The following is a 19,063-nucleotide window of genomic DNA, read 5'->3' on the forward strand; positions in this document are numbered from 1 at the left end:
ATTGTATTAATATCTTTAGCTGTATAATAGTATTATATAAATATAATTTAGTTTAGAAGGTAGGTTTTAAATTATGTATAACTATCTCACTGAAAAATCAGTTCAAATTCTAAAAGATGAACTCGAACATAGAAAAAATGTAGTTAGATTTCAGATAAATGAAGAATTAAAAGAAGCTAGAGCTCATGGAGACTTAAGCGAAAATTTTGAGTACAAAGCAGCTAAAAAGAATAGAGCTGATAATAATAGACGTATGGGATATCTAGAAAAAATGATTAAAACGGCAAAAATAATAAATGATGACATATCAGAAAATCAGGTTGGTGTTGGAAAAATTGTAACCCTAAGATTTCTAGATGATGATGAGGAAGAAGATTTCACCATGGTAACCACTGTTGAAGCAGATCCTCTTAATAATAAAATTAGCATAGAGTGTCCTTTAGGAAAAGCGTTATACAAAAGAAATTTAGGTGAAAAAGCAGAAGTTACATCTCCAGATGGCTCTTATAGTGTAGTCATAGAAAAGCTCGAAATGATAAAATAATAAAAGTGGCTATGTCAAAATAATCTAAATCTCATTTTGACACAGCCTTCTACTTTATATTAAATCACTTCTACAGATATATTTTTTTCTGATGTATTATCGAGTAATAAATTCTTCTTCTTAGTCATGTAATATAGAATCATCACAATAGTTATTCCTTTAAGAACACTACTCATACTAATGCTCCACCAAACTCCATCTATGCCTAAAAGGTTTGGTGATGATAATATCATAGATGCTGGAACTCTAAGTCCTGTCAGTATAATGCTTACAGCTGCAGGTATATATGTTCGTCCTAAACCATTGAACATTCCTACTGTTGTAATTTCAATACACATAAACAATTGAGAATATCCAAGGATTCTTAAATAATCTGTACCTAACCTTATAGCTTCTTTTTCTTTTATGAATACTGAAAAAATTCCTTTTCCTCCTATTATTAATACTAGAGTGGCTAAAATTCCAACTACTCCTGCTATTAAAATAGTAGCTTTATAGCCTTCCTTAATTCTATCATGTTTTTTAGCTCCATAATTTTGTCCTACAAAAGAACTAAGGGCTGTTGAAAATCCACCTGCAGTCATCCAAGTTATTGCTTCAATTTGAACTCCTACTTTTTGTACTGCTATAGCGACTTCACCAGATCCAGCTATTACCCTTGCTATTAAAATAGAAAAAGTAGTAAATAATCCGCTTTGAACTCCAGAAGGAATTCCAAGTTTACATATAGTTTTTATAGCTCTAAAATCAGGTTTCTTTAATAGAGTAAATTTTAAATATTTTTCTTTACTCTTTAAAATAGATATTAAGAAACAAGTTACAACTATACTTTGTGACCCTATTGTTGCTAAGGCCGCTCCTAAGACTCCCATCTTTGGAATAGGTCCCATACCATAAATTAAAATTGGGTCAAATACTATATTAACTACTAAACCAACAGTGTTAATAATAAAGGGTGTCTTACTGTTACCTGCTCCATTAAATATTGCTGTTAGTACTGGTATTAAATTTGTTATAACCATCCCCATAGCTATTGTAGCTAGATAAGTTTCTGCCATAGATATAACTTTCACATTTTCTAACTGGAAAAATGCTAAAAACTTACTTCTAAATAATAGTATTATTACTCCCATGATTAAAGATAATACTATATTAATTTGTAGGGCACTAACAATATAATTCCTTGTAGCTTTTTCATCTTTACGTCCCAAGCTTTGGGATACTTTTACCTCTGCACCTACCTTAGCTATCATGGTAAGAGCTGCAGCTAAGTTACTAAAAAAACCTGCTGTTCCTACTGCTGCTACTGCTGTACTTCCTATTCTTCCAACCCAAAGCATGTCTGTTAGATTGTATGCCATTTGAATAAATGAAGTTGCCATAATAGGAAGAGCTAATTGAACTAGCTTTCCACTTATAGACCCTTCTGTTAAGTCTATTCTTTTCTCCATAATATCAATCCCCACCACTATAAAATTTTATGCTATTAATATTTCTACAACACCTCAATAAATATTTTACTTCGTACTACGAAGAATGTCTACATAATTTTAACATGAATTTTTCTTGAAATTATTTTATTATTTCAATTTTCCCTAATTATATTTGATATAACAAAAATACCATGGTTTATGTATAACTAATTAATTTATTATACATAAACCATGGTAAATAACATATTTAACTTACATATATTCAATTTACTTTTTTAAAATCATAATATCCTCTATGGTAGCCCTATCTACTACAATATTATCTCCTAAAATTTCTCTTACTTTATCGACTTGTGATGTCAACCCTTCGAAACCAAATCTATTTTTACTTATGCCTTCAAAGTGTTTCTCAACTTCCTTTGTAAGTATATTGCAGTCCCCTTTAATAATTTTGTAGGCTTCCATTATTTCATCCTTTGGTTTTGAGAATACAATACTTCCATCCTTTATAAAAGTAATATAATCTGCTATTCTTTCAAGGTCTGAAGTTATATGAGTAGATATTAATACCCCCATATTTTCATTTTCCATTAAACTTTGAAGTTCTTCTAACACTTCCGATCTAACCACTGGGTCTAATCCCACAGTAGGTTCATCCATTATTATAAACTCTGCTCCATGGCTAAGGGCTATACATAATGAAAATTTCATTCTCATACCCTTAGATAATTCTTTTAGTTTTTTATCCTTATTAAGCTCAAACTTATTTAAATAATAATTAAATTTATCCTTATCCCACTTACTATATAACATAGAAACCATGTTGCCATTTTCTTTTAAAGACATATGGTCGTAGTAGCAAACTTCATCATAAACAAAACCTATTCTATCTTTTATTTCCCTTTCAAATTTAACGTTATCTTTATCAAATATCTTTATATCTCCACTGTCCTTCTTTACTAAATTCATTATAAGTTTTATTAACGTAGTTTTACCTGCCCCATTTTCACCAATTAACCCCATAATAAATCCCTTAGGCAACTGTAAAGAAACATTATTTAACTTAAGGTTTTTGTATTTTTTACATAAATTATCCACATACAATATATTATCCATCATATTCCTCCTACTATAGGTTATATTCTTCAGCAAGTACTCTTAAACTTTCTATGATTTCTTCTACTGATATTCCAGCTTTAGAACCTTCCTCTATTGCCTTAATTAGATAGTCTTCCATATTTCTCATAATAGATTCTTTTAAAAGTTCCTTATCTTGAACATTTACAAAAGATCCCTTCCCTGGAACTGTGTATATAAAGCCTTCCCGTTCTAGCTCATCATAAGCTCTCTTAGTTGTAATTACACTAATTCTCAGATCTTTAGCAAGCCCTCGTATAGATGGCAATGGCTCATTAGGCTCTAACTTATTTGTTAAAATATCGTCCTTTATTTGTTTTTCTATCTGAGAATATATGGGTTCTCCCGAAGAGTTGTTTATTATTATATTCATTGAAATTCCTCCAAGTTTAAATGTATTCTGAAAATTTTTATCTACCTATAAATCTCTCTTTCTATATCCAATTATAGACAATACTATAAAGAAAAAATATATTATAATTCCTATTAGAATAATACCTATAGCTAAATACACTTTAGGAATTGTACTTACTAATAAATACTTGCTAATTCCTTTGAAAATATTAGGGCGTATCTTATCAATAAGCTTCAAAATAATTATAGGCACATTTATAACTGCAATAATAATGATTGCGGAGTATTTTGCAGCAACACTATAATCATATCTATAGTATATAAAATTCGTAACCCCAATTATTAAACAGTAATATATAAAGGATAAAGATTGGATAATATAAATTATACATAAATTTTCTTGATTAAAGTTTCCAACTAATAATACTATTGACATAAGTATAGATGAACATAAAACATAAATTATGAAATAATAAATAAATTTACTTATCACTACATCAACTCTTCTTACCGGAAAGCTATTAATAATTACATCATAGTTTCTTCTCATTTCATCTGTAGCTGTAAATTTATTTGCTATTAACGGTACTATGAAGGTTCCCAATAAATAAATCAAAAGTGTAGCTTCAAAGTTATACATAGAAGCAAAACATAATGCTATTCCTACAACTAAAAGAGAAATAGTATAAATATATCGACTAGTTATAAAATCCTTTTTTAAAAGAGCTCCCATAAATTCTCCTCCTAAAAATCTTTCTTTTCATAAATAACCACTGATATAGTAGCAATTAAAGCTAAAATACCTAATACCAGTGCACTTAATATAATGTTACTTCCTAAAGTATTACTTTGAAATATCACTAAAAGTCTTTCTATGCTAGATAACCACCCAGGTAATGCTTCTCCTTTAAGATACTCACCTATGGTTAAAGTTCCTGCCATTATAACAAAGAAGATAACAAAGTAAAATATCTTTGCAAACTTTATTCCTAATGAAAAATATACACAATAATAAAGAGCTACAAATGTAAGAATATAACTAACAGTCCCTTTAATTACAGATGGAGGCAATTTTAAATACTCTGCTGGATATATCATATAAATTAGATTATTTAATAGCACTCCTATTACTGTTACTATGATTATCCATATAATAGAAAACAGAAACTTACCTAATACATAATCACTTCTTTTACAAGGACTACTAAGTATACTAATATGAATCTTATCTCTAGATTCCATTTCAGTAAAGGCTATACTAATTACCCCACCCATTAGTAAAAAATAATTAAATAAGCCAGCTCCTTTATTCCCAACTCCAAACAATATAACTACTACTATCATAATTAATCCACTTTTGTTGCTGTATAGATTAAATACTCCCCTTAAATCTCTCATGGCCATTTTCCACATTTATTTTCTTACCCCCTTATTCATAGCTACCATAATTTCCTCTAAAGATGGCTTTTCACTAACAATTTTCTGCCTTATACTTTTTTCAATGTATTTATCTTTAATTATTCCTTCAAAACCATATGGTGTTTCTCTCAATCCATATATAACTTTTTCATCAAGTTTACTTAATAGAGTCTTATCCCCTTTAATTATTTTATATTCCTCCATTAATTCACTAGTAGCTTTAGAGAAAACTATCTTTCCCTTTTGGATGTAAGTTATATAATCTGATATCTTCTCTAAATCAGAAATTATATGACTTGAAATTAAAATACCTATATTTTCGTCTTGTATGACCTCTTGAAATACATCTAAAATATCACGCCTCATAACTGGATCTAGTCCTGAAGCCGGTTCATCTAGTATTAAAAATTCTGCATTATGACTTAATGCTAAAGCAATGGCAAATTTCATTTTCATTCCTTTAGATAATTCTTTTACCTTTTGCTTTTTATTTAAGTTAAATTTCCTTAAATAATTCTCAAATACCTTAGTATTCCAACTTTTATAAAAACCAGAGATTATTTTTTCATTATCTTTAATAGAGATATTTTCATAATAAAAACATTCATCATAAACAAATCCTATACGCTCCTTTATCTCTCTTTCATTGTCAATATTATCTTTACCAAAGATTTGAATTTCACCTTCATCTCTTTTTAGTAAATTCATAATTAGTTTTATAGTAGTTGTTTTACCTGCTCCATTTTCACCTATAAAGCCCATAATATATCCTCTATCTAAACTAAATGAAATATTATCCAACTTAAAATCTTCATATTCTTTAGTCAAATTTTTTATTTCTATTATTTTATTAGACAAAGTAACACCTCCATTAATTCTTATAAATTTTAATTTAAAATTAAGTTTACTATAACTACTGTTTAACGCTGTTAATATTCAGTATGTACAGTACTTATAAAAAAATTAAGCTAAATTGCTTCTTTATACTAACAGTATATATTGTTTATATACACTATGTCAATACTAAATTTAATCCAAAATAAAAACACCTGAGCATTAGTGACTTGCCAATGCTTAGATGTTTTTATCTACATATATGTTAAACTTCTTATATTCTAAAAATTTGAATTAAAAATAATATGGTGCAGGATCTATATTAGTTCCATTTTTAATAACTTCAAAATGTATATGAGGACCTGTTGACCATCCAGTAGAACCAACATTTGATAGCTGTTGTCCTCCTGCTACTGTTTGTCCAACACTTACTGATAAAGATGAGTTATGAGCGTATAATGTACTAATGTCTCCATGACTTACCACAACAACATTACCGTATCCTTCCATCCATCCTGCATAAGTTACAGTTCCAGCCTTAAGAGAATACACCGGAGCACCATATGGAGCACCTATATCTATTCCTTTATGGAATTCTTGCCCTCTACCTACTGGACTAGTTCTATTTCCAAATGGAGATGTAATAGCATATCTAGTTCCTGTTATTGAGTACATTCCATTAGTGGATACTTGACTTGAAGATGACCCACTATTTGAAGGCTTAGTGTTTGATTGAGAAATTGAACCTCCACGAGAAGGTCTACTTGCAGCCTTTTCCATAGCTGTTATACTGGCTAAAATTTCTTCAGATTCTGCTTCATTTTGAGCTAGAAGCTTTTCAGCTGTTCCTAATTCATTTTCTGCCTTTGCCATAAGTTTTGTCTTCTCATCTTTTTTAGCATTTAATTCTTCCAAATTTGCATCCACTATAGCTTTTGCATTTTCTAAGGTTTTCTTTTCTTCAGAGGAATCCTTTATATTTTTATCTAATTCTTCTTGATTTGCCTTAAATTTATTTATTTCTTCATTGTCAAAAGAAATTAAGGTATTAATTATATCTATCTTTTCAAAAAAATCTGAAAAACCTTCGGCACTAAGTAGAATTTCTATGTAGCTTGTACCATTGTTTTTATATAAAACTCTTAGTCTTTTATCCATGACCTTTTTATTGGCTTCTAACTCTTTTTTAAGTTCACTAGATCTTTCTTCTAGCTCTTCTATTTTATTAGTTGACTGTGAAATTTGAGCTTGTAAATTATTTACCTCACTATACAACTTGTCCATATTGTTGTCTAACTCTGAAATTTCACTTAATATATTATCTCTGTTTTCTTCTAACTCAGATACTTTAGCCTTATTACTTTCAATTTGCGTTTCAATTTCTTTAGATTTACTTTTTGCATCTGATAAGTCATCTGCTAATACTGTTGATGACATTAAACTACAGCTTACAACTACCGCTGCTATGAATCTTAATTTTTTATTCATGGTTTTCCCCCCTAATGGCACCTTTTCTCCATACTTTTACCAATATCTATTTTTAATTCTAGCAATGTACACCCCCCTTGTCAACATAACTAGGGGTTTTGGTAGAAATTTCATATTTATATGAAACCTTCTAAACTCTTTATTAGACTCTGTATTTGCTTAAAATGATAAATTGAAAAATAAAAACTCTAAGCCACTAATTTAATAGCCTAGAGTCTTTTTACTGTATAAATATTTATTCTATTACAGAACTCTCTTCTACTTCTGATTCTATAGTTTCAGGTTCTATAATAGTTTTTTCTTCATCATCTTCTAAATCTTCATTTTTCTTATTTAAGGTTATTCCCTTTACTAGCTCTACAAGGTCTATACCAGTTAAGGAATTGATAACTTCTGGAACTTCAGCCATGATATTAGCTATGTTCTTTGACACCTTAGCTGCTCCACCTTGACCCCCATTGTCAATAATAACCATCTTCTCAGTTCTAGATAATGGCTCTGCTATATTCTTTGCTACCTCTGGAAGCTTATCTGTTAACATTTGAATAATAGCTGCTTCTCCATATTCCTTATAAGCTTCAGCCTTCTTCTTCATAGCCTCTGCCTCAGCCTTCATTGCATCTGCATTAGCCTCTCCTACTAATCTTATGGCATCTGCTTCTGCCATACCTTTAATTTTTATTGTTTCAGCCTCTGCTTCAGCTCTCTTAATCATCATAAATCTCTCAGCTTCTGCTGCTTGCTCAGCTCTATATTTATCAGCTTCTGCTACTTTTTTAACTGTAGATTCAAGTTCTTTCTCTTTTTTACGTACTTGTTGCTCTGCTATATCAGTTTGTCTTTGTTCTTCAAATAATTCTGCATCCTTTAAGGTTTCTACAACTTTCTTATGAACTATATTCTTTTCAACTTCATAAGCAAAGTCTGCCTTAGCTTGTGCCTTTTTCTCTTCTTCTTTAAAGGATTGAACTTTTAATTCCTTCTCTTTATTAGCTCTAGCAATTTCAGCTTCTGCAAATATTTGTGCTTCCATTCCAAGCCTCTTTGCTTCTGCGGTTTTTTGCATCTCTTCTCTCTTTGCTTCTGCCTCAGCTATTGCTGCATTTTTCTTAACTTCTGCTATTTGTTTAGCACCAAGTGCTTGAAGATATCCCTTAGTGTCGTCTATGTCTCTAATTGTAAAGGTCTTAATTTCAAGACCCATCCTTTCAAGGTCTGACTTTGCAACATTTTCAACTTCATTTGCAAACATTTCTCTGTCTTTGTATATCTCTTCAATACTCATTTTTGAAACTATTTCTCTTAGTTTACCTTCCAGTACATCCTGTACAGTTCCCTTCATTACTTCAATAGTTTCTCTTTCTTTTCCAGTATTAAATTGCTCCATAGCTAATAATACACTTGCAGGATCTGACTTAACCTTTATTATAGCTACTCCATCAGTATCTATTGGTACTCCATTACTATCTAAGGATTCATGAGTCTTTACTTCAACCTTCATGTTTTCAAGTGATAATCTATTGGTTTGTTCGAAGAATGGAACAACAAATCCTCCCTTACCACTTATAACCCTTCTCTTAAGTCCTGTAACTACAATAGCTTTATCTTGGGCTGCCTTCTTCCAAGTAATACAAATAAGCCAAATAATCGCTAATGCAAGAATTATCCATCCTAAGTTGTCAGTAAAAATTTCTAACAGTTCTCCCATTTACACTTTCCCCCTAATTATTTTAGGCATCTGAAAATAAATAATAAGTCAAAGATGGAAAGTATATTCTGACTTATTTATTTTTTGAAGATGCCTTATATATCTTATGAAAATAATAACACATATATTACTTTCCATGAGAATATTAACTTAAAAGTACTTAATACATACTTAAAATTACACCATTTTCTTTAAAAATAAAGAACCCATGTAAATTAAATTTCAATTCCTACAATTCTCATTAAATATTTAGCATTTGTGGTATTGGATTTACCTACTTTTAGTTCGTAATCAAAATATATTTTATTTTCTTTATAATACTCAGAAAAATGATAATTTTTTATTCCACTATGCTCTGAAAGACTACATAATTCTAAATCATGAGTAGTTAAAGCCCCTATAACTCCAGCTTTACTTAAGTTTTTAATTACAGCTTCAGCTCCAGTAATCCTATCCTTAGAATTAGTTCCTCTAAAAATTTCATCAATAAGAAAAATCATATTTTTATTATTCTTTGCACCTTCAATAATTTCCTTTATTCTAATTAATTCTCCATAAAAAGTTGAAATTCCATTTTTTAAATCATCTGTTATCCTCATAGATGTATATATCTCTAATAAGCTACACTCCATTTTCTTACTAAATACTGGTGCACCTACATAGGCTAAAACTAAATTTATACCTATAGTTCTTAAAAATGTAGTTTTACCTGACATATTTGATCCTGTAATTATAAATATATTTTCCTTCATACTTAAATCATTATTAACTCGTACATCTCTATTTATTAAAGGATGACCAAGGTCTTGTGCCTCTATTTTAACACCCCTAGGATTTATTGTTGGTAATGTTACATTTTCATCTATATGAATTAACACAGCAAGACTCATAAGTTCTTCTATAACCCCAATATTGGAAAGCCAACTTTCTATTTTATCACCATTTTCAGCCTTCCAATCCTCAAGAGATAATACACATTGATAATCCCAAAGAAATAGTATGTTTAAAGCTAAATATAACAATCCATTATTTCTCATATTTACTCTTTCTGATATATTAGAAAGTCTTTTTATAGCTTTAATTGATGAATCTTTATCTTTAAATAAATTTTCTTTTATATTCTTTAACTTTTTAGATTTAAAATCTTTTTTCTCTATTAACTTTAAAATGTTTAAATACTCTTCTAGGTTTCCTCTAAAATAATTAACTACTTCTAGAACTAAATTTAACTTTAAAGTAGATATTGTCCATATAATTGTTTGCACAATTAAAAGAAAATACATTAACCAATTAAAATTATTCATTTTAAATATAAGTATTATTAAAGTAATTGGTATTGTAACTAAGGGCATTAAATATATAGTCTTTTTAATTAATTTCGATTTTATAAGGACACCTTTATCTTCTACATATTTTATTAATTTTTCAGGACTTTTTAATCTATTCCTACTATTTCTACCTATATACTCCATTTCCTCACAAAAATCCAAGTCATCAAATAACTCTTTTATAGCCTCTTGTCTTAATAGTATTTCATTATAATCAAACCTAGGTTCTAATAAAGAATTAGCTAAAGATTTTCTTCCATGCCAAGTATTAGTTATATTTATTAATTGAAATAAAGATTCACTACCTACAATATCTAAATCAGATGCATATCTGTGCTCCTTATTTACAAACTCTTCTCCCAAATCCTGAAACTTTATCCACTGACCAGAAATTCTTTGAAGGTATCTATTATTTATTTCAATCATATCCTCAGCCAGTTTTAATTTACTTTTTACTTTTCTATGATATATTACTAAAAATATAAAACTTCCATAAAAAACTATAGAAAGAAATAGAACCCTATTTGTCACTTCTACCTTTATTCCTATATAGGTGAAATACAAGGCTAGTATCATTACTAATAATCTTAAATATCCGATTCTATCAAATTCTTTTTTATATTTAGCAATATCATCATTATACTTACTTATTTTGCTTAAAAATTTATCTTCAACCACATTATTACTCCTTTCCTTTTTACACTTTAAAATCATCACTGTACCTATATCAATTTCTTATATATTTAACATAAGTTTAAATATAATATTTAAACAGCAAACCCCCGAAACCCGCATGAACAGAACAAATAGTTAACTATTTATATAGTTATATAGTTTTATAGTTAAATTCTCCATATATAGATAAGCTATTTTATAATATCTTTTTCAGTTTAATTTTATGTTTAAATTATATTGTTGCTCTTCACTGTTACTACATGTTATATTACATGTATATTATATCCAATATTTCTACTTATATCAAACTTATATAAAAGTGTAAATCATATTTACTTATTCATGGTTTTATAATATAATAATAAAATAATGTATCATGGGGGAGTAGTTTGCGTATAATGCTTTTATACGTGACAAGTCAACATAATGATTAATTTTTTAATCTGGCTTGCCTTAAAGAACAAGACTCATGTATAGCTTAATTAAGATGTCTCTAATAAAAGAGATACTTTAAACTTTGCTATACATGGGTCTTTTATTATGTATGAGGAGGATAACTTAAAGTTTAATAAAATAAGATTAAGGAGTTTTTTAATGAGTACTATTGAAATTATAATGATAGGATTATGTCTTAGTATGGATGCTGCCGCAGTATCTATGACTAATGGTATGGTGTACAAGGATGCTACTAAAACAAAAATTATAGCTATGCCTTTATTCTTCGGCTTCTTTCAAGGGGCAATGCCTTTTCTAGGTTATTATGCAGGAGGAATGTTCTCAGAAATTTTAAGTAAATATTCTGGTATTTTAGTTTTAATCATATTAGGATTTATAGGGGCAAATATGTTAAAAGAAGGCATATTCCCAGATAAAGAAGAAGATGAAAATAAAGTTGTACCCCTTAACTACAAGCTTTTATTTTTTCAAGGAATAGCTACTAGTATAGATGCTTTTGCAGTAGGTATTGGCTTTAGCGCTATGAATATTGCTATTCTTCCAGCTATTTGTATCATCGGTATAACCACATTTATTTGTAGTTTTATTGCCATCTTCATAGGAAAGAAATGTGGAGATTTACTTGGTAAAAAAGCTGAAATATTAGGCGGAATTATTTTAATTATTATAGCTGTAAAGGCAGTTTTATAATATTGTTTACTATTTAAATATTGTTATAAAACCTTATAATAAATAGTATATTTGAGCATATTATATCTATGGAATATAAATTTAAAAGGAGATGATATGCTTGGAAATTACATTTCAAGGCAATCCAATTACTTTAAAAGGAATTCAACTAAGAGTAGGAGATAAGGCTCCTGACTTTACTTTAATTAATAATGAACTACAACCTGTTACTTTACAAGATACTAAAGGAAAAAGAATCTTTGTAGTTGTTCCATCTATAGATACAGGTGTATGTGATATGGAAGTTAGAAAATTCAATGAAGAAGCTTCTAAACTTAATAATGTTACTATATACACCATATCAATGGATTTACCTTTTGCTCAAGGTAGATGGTGTGGAGCTGCTGGAATTAAAAATGTAATTACTCTTTCCGATTATAAAACTAGAGAATTTGGTGATAGATATGGAGTATACATCAATGAACTAGGATTACTTACTAGAGCTGTCTTCGTATTAGATGAAGATAACACAATTACCTATGTAGAATATTGCAGTGAAGTCACTGATGAACCTAACTATGAAGCTGCACTTCAAGCTGTGAAGTAATACAATAATTTGTATATGTTTTAATGAAAGTCCAGGATGTATAATAATATCCTGGACTTAGAACTTATACTTAAATTTTAATTTTTTTCTCTTTGCTCCTAAGGTCACTTAAGGTGTAAGTCTAGTTCTGTCCCTAGGAATTAGTGATGCTTCTCTTACATTTTCTAATCCTAATAACTGAGCCGTTAACCTTTCTAATCCTATGGCAAGACCTCCATGGGTTGGCATACCTTGTTTAAATACACAGGTATAGCTGCTGTAATTCTCTGGGTTAAGACCTTTATATTCTATATTTTTTATTAACTCATTATAATTATGAATTCTTTGTCCTCCAGTAGTTATTTCAACTCCTCTAAATAATAAGTCAAAGCTGTAAGTCTCTAGTTTTCCACAAGGCATGGTGTACATTGGTCTCTTTTTCCTTGGGTAATGGGTTAAAAATATGAAATCTGAGTTTAACCTTTCCTTGGCATATCTATAAATAAGTTTTTCACCCTCTGGGTCAAGGTCTCCATCTAAGTTCTCTTTGCCGTACTCTTTTTCTAGTATGTCCAAGGCATCCTTCAACTTCATTCTAGGTATTTCTCCTCGGATTTCTGGAATTTTAACTTCTAGTATGTCTAAGTATTTATTCCCCTCTTCTTTAACCTTACTTAAAATATACTTTAATAGTCTTTCTTCCATGTCCATAACTTCTCTTTCATCTTCAATAAATCCCATTTCAAAGTCCATACTTATATATTCATTTAAGTGCCTATTGGTATTATGCTGTTCTGCTCTATATACATGAGCTATCTCAAAAACTCTTTCAAAACCTGCACCTACCATCATTTGCTTATAAAACTGAGGGCTTTGAGCTAGATAAGCTTTTCTTTCAAAATATTTAACCTTAAATACCTCTGTTCCTCCTTCTGCTCCCTCAGATACTAATTTGGGTGTGAAAATTTCTGTAAATCCTTCCTTAGTTAGAAATTCTCTAAATCCCTGAACTAGTATATTTTGAATACCAAATACTGAGTTTATCTTTTCATGTCTCAAACTTAATACTCTATTATTTAACATAGTGTCTAAATTAATGTTTAGGTCTTTATTATTAACTTCTATAGGAAGTTCCCCTATTGTAGAATTAATAACTTCAATACTTTCAATTTCAATCTCAAAGTTATTTAATTTATTTTTTCCATCTTTAACTACACCCTCAATAGAAACTACAGATTCTGTTTTTAAATCCATTTTTTCAGCAATAGAATTTTCAGCTACACATTGTACTAGACCTGTTCTATCTCTTAATACTATAAAGGTAATGGACTTTAACTTTCTTATGCGATAAACCCATCCTGATATTTTTACTTTTTCATTCATATGATCAATTAAATTATTTATTAATACTCTTTTCATTGTTATACCTCCTAAATTTAAGCATTTAAAAAGCCCCTTAAGCCAACGGCTCAAGGGGCAAAATATGCGGTACCACCCTTGCTGATATAGTAATTAAACACTAATAAATTCTTAGAGTTTTACACTCTAGAAATTATTATATATTAGGATAGATTAATTTTCTTAAGACATTTGAAGATGCCTTATACCGGTATTCTAAGAAAACTAACATTAATGAAATGAGCTCTATTTCATTAAAATAAAAAAACCTTCACTCCAATAGGAGCGAAAGCAATATTCACGGTACCATCCTAATTTGATTAAGTATTATTTACTTTATCATCTCAATCCCTTTAACGGAGGAATCCGATCTACCCTACTTTTCATTTCAGGTAAATATCTCCAGGATGTCTTTCAATACTACTTTTCTCATAGAGCTTCCACCATCCTCTACTCGCTTTACATACTTAGTAATATTTACTCTTCCTTTCAAAGAATTATAAATATATATTTTCTATATAATATGCCTTTTTAGAATTTTTGTCAATATATTTTGATAATTCTTCATTATTTTTAGTTAGAATTTTAAATAAGTAAATTTAACTAATAGTTATTTCAAATAATGCTAAATTATTCTAAAAAAAATATTATTATATACTTGGATATAAATTTATTTTTTTATGAATTTATAGAAACCTACAATAAAACAAAAAGGTGTGTGTGAAAATGGACGAAAAGAAAAATTTACTTTTAGATGCTCTATGTAACAGCGTCCTTGATATGGATGAAGATTTAGTAAGAGCTAAAGCTGACGAATACCTAAATCTAGGATATGATGCCTATGATGGAATAGCTTCTGGTTTAGCTGTAGGAATGGATAAGGCAGGAATTTTATATGAGGAAGAGGAGTATTATATTCCTGAGCTACTTATGTGTTCTGATGCTATGTATGCAGGTATGGATAAGTTTAGACCTCATCTAAAATTTGCTTCTAATGAGATAAAACATAAGGCTGTTGTGGGTGTAGTAGAGGGCGATACCCATGACATAGGTAAAAATTTATTCAAAATTATGCTTGAAACATGTGGTTTTGAAGTACATGACCTAGGAAGAGATGTTCCTCCTATGGAATTCATAAATAAAGTAAAAGAAACAAAAGCTACATTAGTTGGAATGTCTACTTTAATGACTACAACTATGGATAATATGAAGGTAGTTATTGATATGTTAAATGATGCTGGACTTAGAGATGATGTTGTAGTCATGATAGGTGGTGGACCCATCTCTCAAAGCTTTGCAGATAAAATAGGGGCAGATGGTTATGAAGTTGAGGCTTCAAAGGCTGCTCGTTTAGCCAAAGAACTTGTTTCAAGGAGGAATGCAGCTAATGTTTAAGGATAAAATGACTCCTATGGAAAGGGCTATAGCAATTTCTCAAGGAAACACTATCGATAGAATACAATGCAATCCAAATCTTTCCAATGGTATTGCAAGGGTAGCAGGATTAAAAATTTCTGAGTTTAATCATAGTAGTAAAGCTCTATCCAATGCAGTTATAGAAACCCACAAAAGATTTGGTGGAGATGGTGCTAAAATTTTTACAGATTTATTTATTATTTCAGAAGCCATGGGTGCAAAAATGAAATATCCAGAAGATAATACTGTAGACCTACTTGAACCAGCAATTAAATCTATAGATGAACTAAATAAACTTACCCCTGTAAATCCATTAAAGGATGGAAGGCTTCCTATTCATATAGAAGCTATGAAAATCGTAAAAGATGCTATAGGTTCTGAAGTTCCTTGTAGTGCAGCAATAGTAGGACCATTCACTAATGCATGTTTCTTAATTGGTGTTCAAGAAATGACCAAACTCATGATAAGAAATCCTGAAGCCGTTCATAAACTATGCAAAATTTCTCTTGATAGTTGTATTTCTTTTGTGAAAGAATCTCTAAAACAAGGCGTTGGAATTAGCATCTGTGAACCTATGGCATCTTCCACTGTTATTAGCCCTACTCATTTCAGAAAATACTGTACGCCATATATGGAACAATTAGTTAACTTCATAAAGGATAAAGGTTCAACTCCTTCTGTCCATATTTGCGGAAAAACAGATCCTATTTGGCAAGATATAGTAGACTTAGGCTTCAGTGCATTTAGCATAGATAATGTAGTAAGCCTATCAAAGTGCAAAGAAACTATAGGAAACCACATAAAAATCATGGGAAATGTAGATCCTTCTACTGTAATGTATAGCGGTACTCCTAATGAAGTTAAGGTAGCTACCTTAATATGTATAAAGGATGGTTATGATAGTCCTAAAGGCTATTCAGTAATGTCTGGATGTGGACTTCCTGTTGAAACTCCTATGGATAATATCCATGCTATGCTGGATGTTACTAGAGAACTTGGATGGCCTATAGATCCAGAAAAAATAGATTTTCTTATTAAAAAGTATGGTGTTATTTAAATATATCCTATTGGTTTATAAATGAGTTTTAAAATATTCAAAGTTAAATCAGCGCTGAAATTTCCTTACATTGTTGAAAGTAACCTTTCTTATAACTATTAGGTAAGTTTCAGCGCTTAAATTACTTGTAGTTTATTTACTATTTAAATGTAACTTTGACCAATCTTCAAAAAGTATATTAGCTGTAGGTTTAGCTTCTGGTACCCCATCTAGGTTTTTTTGTGCTACCATAAGGTTTTGTTCATAATCTATAGCATAAATTGCTGCATCTGATGCAATCTGACGTTGTATATCTCGATAAATTGCTTTTCTTCTATCTGCATCTACCTCTTCTGCCCCTATCTTCCATAAATTATCTACTTTAAAGTTAGTATATCCTGTTTGATTATAGTAAGAGCCTGTTTCAAACATCTTTCTATAATCTTCTGGAGCTAATCCTAAAGAATATCCACTAATGTATAAAGCACATTCATCATCTTTACTATATAACTTGTTATAAAAATCTACATTTTCATAAGGTACTATGTCAACCTCTATATCTATGTCTTTCAATTGTTTCTGTACAATTTCTGCATACTCCTTATGAGCAAAAGCTTCTGTATTATATGCTAACTTAAGGTTGTTTATAGAAACTCCGCTTTCTTCTATTAATGCTTTCGACTTTTCTATATCATGATTATATACTTCTACCTCATCTTCTATGTATAGTTCTGCCTCTTTAATTAAAATTGAATTCCCTTCTTCTACCTTCTCTGCACCTGATTCTCCATAGGCTGCAACTATCATTTCTTTTCTATCTAAAGCATAGGATAGTGCTTTTCTAAATACTATATTTTGCATTGAACTAAGATTTTGATTAAAAACTATATAGTTTAATCTTCCTTGGCTAAAGGTATAAGATTGCAATTCTTCTCCCTTATAGGCTTTATCATATAATTCTGCGCTTGCTTTAACTAAGGTTAGCTCTCCCTTATTGAAAGCCTCCTCTGTAGCTTCTTCTGATGAAAATACTTTTATTGTTATGAAATCAGCCTTAGGACTTCCTGAATAATAATCATCATATTTTTCTAAAACCATACTATCTTCTTTAGTCCATTCTTTAAATTTAAAGGGTCCAGATCCTATAGGTGTCTTATTTCTCTCTGAAGTGGCAACTATGCCTTCATTTTCATAAATATGCTTAGGAATAGGAACCACCTTGGAAAGATTATATAAAAACATTGAATTCTCAACTGGAAGAGTTATTTTAATAGTTAATTCATCTAATTTTTCTGCTTTTATAGGCTTTTCATCTATAATTAAATATTCTCTTAAGGGTGAATTCTGATTCTCATCTAAAATCAGGTTTATTGTATACTCCAAATCATCTGCATTTATAGGTTTGCCATCATGCCATTTTAGATTTTTCTTTAATTTAACAGTTATCTCCTTATTATCCTTAACGTCAACAGACTCTGCTAGATAAGTTCTAACATCTCCGTCTCCATAAGAAAAAAGTGGAGAATAAATTATATTAGACACTAGCTGAACCTCTCCTACATTGGTAAATGCAGGGTTTACTATTTCTGGTTTCTCTGTTACTGGAACAATTATATTTCCTCCAGCCGTAGTAGATATTTGCCCTTCATCATTTTTAGGGCCTTTTAAATTACCGCACCCAGTAAAATTCATTATACTTATAATTATTAATAACATAGAAATCATTCTTTTAAGTTTCATAATGTCCTCCTTGATATAAAACATAAATTATTTTACTTTAGCTTTTGCACTTTAGGCTAATTTTAAGCATAAAAATAAATTATTCTTAAAATAAAGGACCATTATGAAATCTACCCACAAAAAAGACTATCTCAAAACAAATTACATCTTATATTAGTAAATTGTTTTGAGACAGTTCTATAAACTTAATGGAATATTGAGTTTAAAATAAGTTAAATAAAATTATACTATAAACTTGGTTTACAAATAAATTCATCTATTTTACAATCTAAAATATTAGAACCATGAGACGTACGCATAATAATGGCAGTATCTACTCCTAGGCCTGTTCCCCCTAAAGCTATAATGGGCTCCATATATCCTATAGCACCACTATCTAAAGCCATTACTGCTATTTCAACTGCTACTTTAGTACCTTGACCTAACATACGTAGGGAGTATGCAATTATTTCTACTGGATTTACTCCTCCAAACTTACGTGAAAGTCCACGCTCTGCTCCACTAAGCACATGGGTTGTAGTTACAACCTTAATTCCTCTACTTTTAAATAATTCTAGTTTTTCTGTAGAAATTTCTTGAACTCCGGGTTCTTTAAACCCATTAACATGTGTAACACATACTATGTTTATTCCATCTATATCTAACTTAATAAGCTCCTCTATAGTATTCCCTGTACTAGTAGGTACTACTATAGTCTTAATACTCCTTTTACGAGCCGTTTTTAATGCACTCTCTAATGTATCTTTAGTATTCTGTTTTCCTGGTTTTTCAAAATACATGCTAACTTCCTCCCCAAATTACATATAATATATTTAAATTATAATATATATCCTCTTTGCTAA

At 29.8% G+C, this 19,063-nt stretch carries 17 protein-coding genes and 1 other annotated feature; of the genes, 5 read left to right on the forward strand and 12 right to left on the reverse strand.

The window, feature by feature from the left end:
- The first annotated feature begins 73 nt into the window (after positions 1-73).
- Positions 74-544 (forward strand): transcription elongation factor GreA, encoded by a 471-nt coding sequence (greA, locus tag B2S02_RS17580; protein ID WP_346847721.1) that lies wholly within the window; start codon positions 74-76, stop codon positions 542-544.
- Between the two features lie 59 nt (positions 545-603).
- Here the strand turns inward: greA and B2S02_RS17585 are convergent, their stop codons facing one another.
- From B2S02_RS17585 to B2S02_RS17625, 9 genes are all read right to left on the reverse strand, one after another.
- Positions 604-1,995, reverse strand: a complete 1,392-nt coding sequence (locus B2S02_RS17585; RefSeq protein ID WP_346878145.1) for an MATE family efflux transporter — start codon at positions 1,993-1,995, stop codon at positions 604-606.
- A gap of 249 nt (positions 1,996-2,244) precedes the next feature.
- Positions 2,245-3,093, reverse strand: coding sequence for an ABC transporter ATP-binding protein (locus B2S02_RS17590; protein ID WP_346921094.1), 849 nt, complete (start codon positions 3,091-3,093; stop codon positions 2,245-2,247).
- A gap of 13 nt (positions 3,094-3,106) precedes the next feature.
- Complete coding sequence (locus tag B2S02_RS17595; RefSeq protein ID WP_035132342.1) at positions 3,107-3,487, reverse strand: GntR family transcriptional regulator; 381 nt, start codon at positions 3,485-3,487, stop codon at positions 3,107-3,109.
- A gap of 45 nt (positions 3,488-3,532) precedes the next feature.
- Positions 3,533-4,201: an ABC-2 transporter permease gene (locus B2S02_RS17600; protein ID WP_346921095.1), complete on the reverse strand. Its 669-nt coding sequence runs from the start codon at positions 4,199-4,201 to the stop codon at positions 3,533-3,535.
- Positions 4,202-4,212: 11 nt separating this feature from the next.
- Positions 4,213-4,881, reverse strand: coding sequence for an ABC-2 transporter permease (locus B2S02_RS17605; protein WP_346921096.1), 669 nt, complete (start codon positions 4,879-4,881; stop codon positions 4,213-4,215).
- Positions 4,882-5,745: an ABC transporter ATP-binding protein gene (locus B2S02_RS17610; RefSeq protein WP_346847726.1), complete on the reverse strand. Its 864-nt coding sequence runs from the start codon at positions 5,743-5,745 to the stop codon at positions 4,882-4,884.
- Positions 5,746-6,015: 270 nt separating this feature from the next.
- Positions 6,016-7,209, reverse strand: coding sequence for a murein hydrolase activator EnvC family protein (locus B2S02_RS17615; RefSeq protein ID WP_346847727.1), 1,194 nt, complete (start codon positions 7,207-7,209; stop codon positions 6,016-6,018).
- 235 nt (positions 7,210-7,444) lie between these two features.
- The gene (locus B2S02_RS17620; protein WP_346878141.1) at positions 7,445-8,917 is read right to left on the reverse strand and encodes a flotillin family protein; all 1,473 of its coding nucleotides are present in this window, start codon (positions 8,915-8,917) and stop codon (positions 7,445-7,447) included.
- Between the two features lie 215 nt (positions 8,918-9,132).
- The gene (locus B2S02_RS17625; protein WP_346921097.1) at positions 9,133-10,923 is read right to left on the reverse strand and encodes a MutS-related protein; all 1,791 of its coding nucleotides are present in this window, start codon (positions 10,921-10,923) and stop codon (positions 9,133-9,135) included.
- Between the two features lie 591 nt (positions 10,924-11,514).
- On the opposite strand from B2S02_RS17625, the gene B2S02_RS17630 reads away from it, so the two are divergent.
- Together B2S02_RS17630 and tpx are read left to right on the forward strand one after the other, a co-directional pair.
- Positions 11,515-12,066, forward strand: coding sequence for a manganese efflux pump MntP family protein (locus B2S02_RS17630; protein WP_346876665.1), 552 nt, complete (start codon positions 11,515-11,517; stop codon positions 12,064-12,066).
- 100 nt (positions 12,067-12,166) lie between these two features.
- On the forward strand, positions 12,167-12,652 hold the full coding sequence (gene tpx / locus B2S02_RS17635; RefSeq protein WP_346847731.1) for a thiol peroxidase: 486 nt from the start codon (positions 12,167-12,169) through the stop codon (positions 12,650-12,652).
- A 108-nt stretch (positions 12,653-12,760) separates the two neighbouring features.
- Here tpx and aspS read toward each other — a convergent pair whose 3' ends face one another.
- Entirely contained in the window at positions 12,761-14,050 is a 1,290-nt protein-coding gene (aspS, locus tag B2S02_RS17640) for an aspartate--tRNA(Asn) ligase (RefSeq protein WP_346921098.1), read from the reverse strand.
- 257 nt (positions 14,051-14,307) lie between these two features.
- Positions 14,308-14,531 (reverse strand) — a binding site (T-box leader).
- A gap of 224 nt (positions 14,532-14,755) precedes the next feature.
- On the opposite strand from aspS, the gene B2S02_RS17645 reads away from it, so the two are divergent.
- Positions 14,756-15,424 carry a corrinoid protein gene (locus B2S02_RS17645; RefSeq protein ID WP_346876667.1) on the forward strand — a complete coding sequence of 223 codons (669 nt, stop codon included), beginning with the start codon at positions 14,756-14,758 and terminating at the stop codon, positions 15,422-15,424.
- Positions 15,417-16,502, forward strand: coding sequence for a uroporphyrinogen decarboxylase family protein (locus B2S02_RS17650; protein ID WP_346876668.1), 1,086 nt, complete (start codon positions 15,417-15,419; stop codon positions 16,500-16,502). The genes B2S02_RS17645 and B2S02_RS17650 overlap by 8 nt, the downstream gene beginning before the upstream one ends.
- Before the next feature lie 132 nt (positions 16,503-16,634).
- On the opposite strand, the gene B2S02_RS17655 is transcribed toward B2S02_RS17650, so the two are convergent.
- A complete protein-coding gene (locus B2S02_RS17655; RefSeq protein ID WP_346890922.1) occupies positions 16,635-18,221 on the reverse strand; it encodes an ABC transporter substrate-binding protein in 1,587 nt (528 codons plus the stop codon).
- Positions 18,222-18,448: 227 nt separating this feature from the next.
- Positions 18,449-19,000: a pyruvate kinase alpha/beta domain-containing protein gene (locus B2S02_RS17660; RefSeq protein ID WP_346878137.1), complete on the reverse strand. Its 552-nt coding sequence runs from the start codon at positions 18,998-19,000 to the stop codon at positions 18,449-18,451.
- Between the last annotated feature and the right edge of the window lie 63 nt (positions 19,001-19,063).

The sequence above is a fragment of the Clostridium sp. UBA7339 genome (genome assembly GCF_002470865.1).
Lineage (GTDB): Bacteria > Bacillota > Clostridia > Clostridiales > Clostridiaceae > Clostridium_J > Clostridium_J sulfidigenes.

Coding starts and splice junctions, on each gene's coding strand:
- B2S02_RS17605 (WP_346921096.1), bottom strand. CDS start 4,881: ATGTGGAAAATGGCCATGAGAGATTTAAGGGGAGTATTTAATCTATAC.
- B2S02_RS17590 (WP_346921094.1), bottom strand. CDS start 3,093: ATGGATAATATATTGTATGTGGATAATTTATGTAAAAAATACAAAAAC.
- B2S02_RS17650 (WP_346876668.1), top strand. CDS start 15,417: ATGTTTAAGGATAAAATGACTCCTATGGAAAGGGCTATAGCAATTTCT.
- B2S02_RS17600 (WP_346921095.1), bottom strand. CDS start 4,201: ATGGGAGCTCTTTTAAAAAAGGATTTTATAACTAGTCGATATATTTAT.
- B2S02_RS17615 (WP_346847727.1), bottom strand. CDS start 7,209: ATGAATAAAAAATTAAGATTCATAGCAGCGGTAGTTGTAAGCTGTAGT.
- B2S02_RS17620 (WP_346878141.1), bottom strand. CDS start 8,917: ATGGGAGAACTGTTAGAAATTTTTACTGACAACTTAGGATGGATAATT.
- B2S02_RS17595 (WP_035132342.1), bottom strand. CDS start 3,487: ATGAATATAATAATAAACAACTCTTCGGGAGAACCCATATATTCTCAG.
- B2S02_RS17630 (WP_346876665.1), top strand. CDS start 11,515: ATGAGTACTATTGAAATTATAATGATAGGATTATGTCTTAGTATGGAT.
- B2S02_RS17645 (WP_346876667.1), top strand. CDS start 14,756: ATGGACGAAAAGAAAAATTTACTTTTAGATGCTCTATGTAACAGCGTC.
- greA (WP_346847721.1), top strand. CDS start 74: ATGTATAACTATCTCACTGAAAAATCAGTTCAAATTCTAAAAGATGAA.
- B2S02_RS17660 (WP_346878137.1), bottom strand. CDS start 19,000: ATGTATTTTGAAAAACCAGGAAAACAGAATACTAAAGATACATTAGAG.
- B2S02_RS17585 (WP_346878145.1), bottom strand. CDS start 1,995: ATGGAGAAAAGAATAGACTTAACAGAAGGGTCTATAAGTGGAAAGCTA.
- B2S02_RS17655 (WP_346890922.1), bottom strand. CDS start 18,221: ATGAAACTTAAAAGAATGATTTCTATGTTATTAATAATTATAAGTATA.
- aspS (WP_346921098.1), bottom strand. CDS start 14,050: ATGAAAAGAGTATTAATAAATAATTTAATTGATCATATGAATGAAAAA.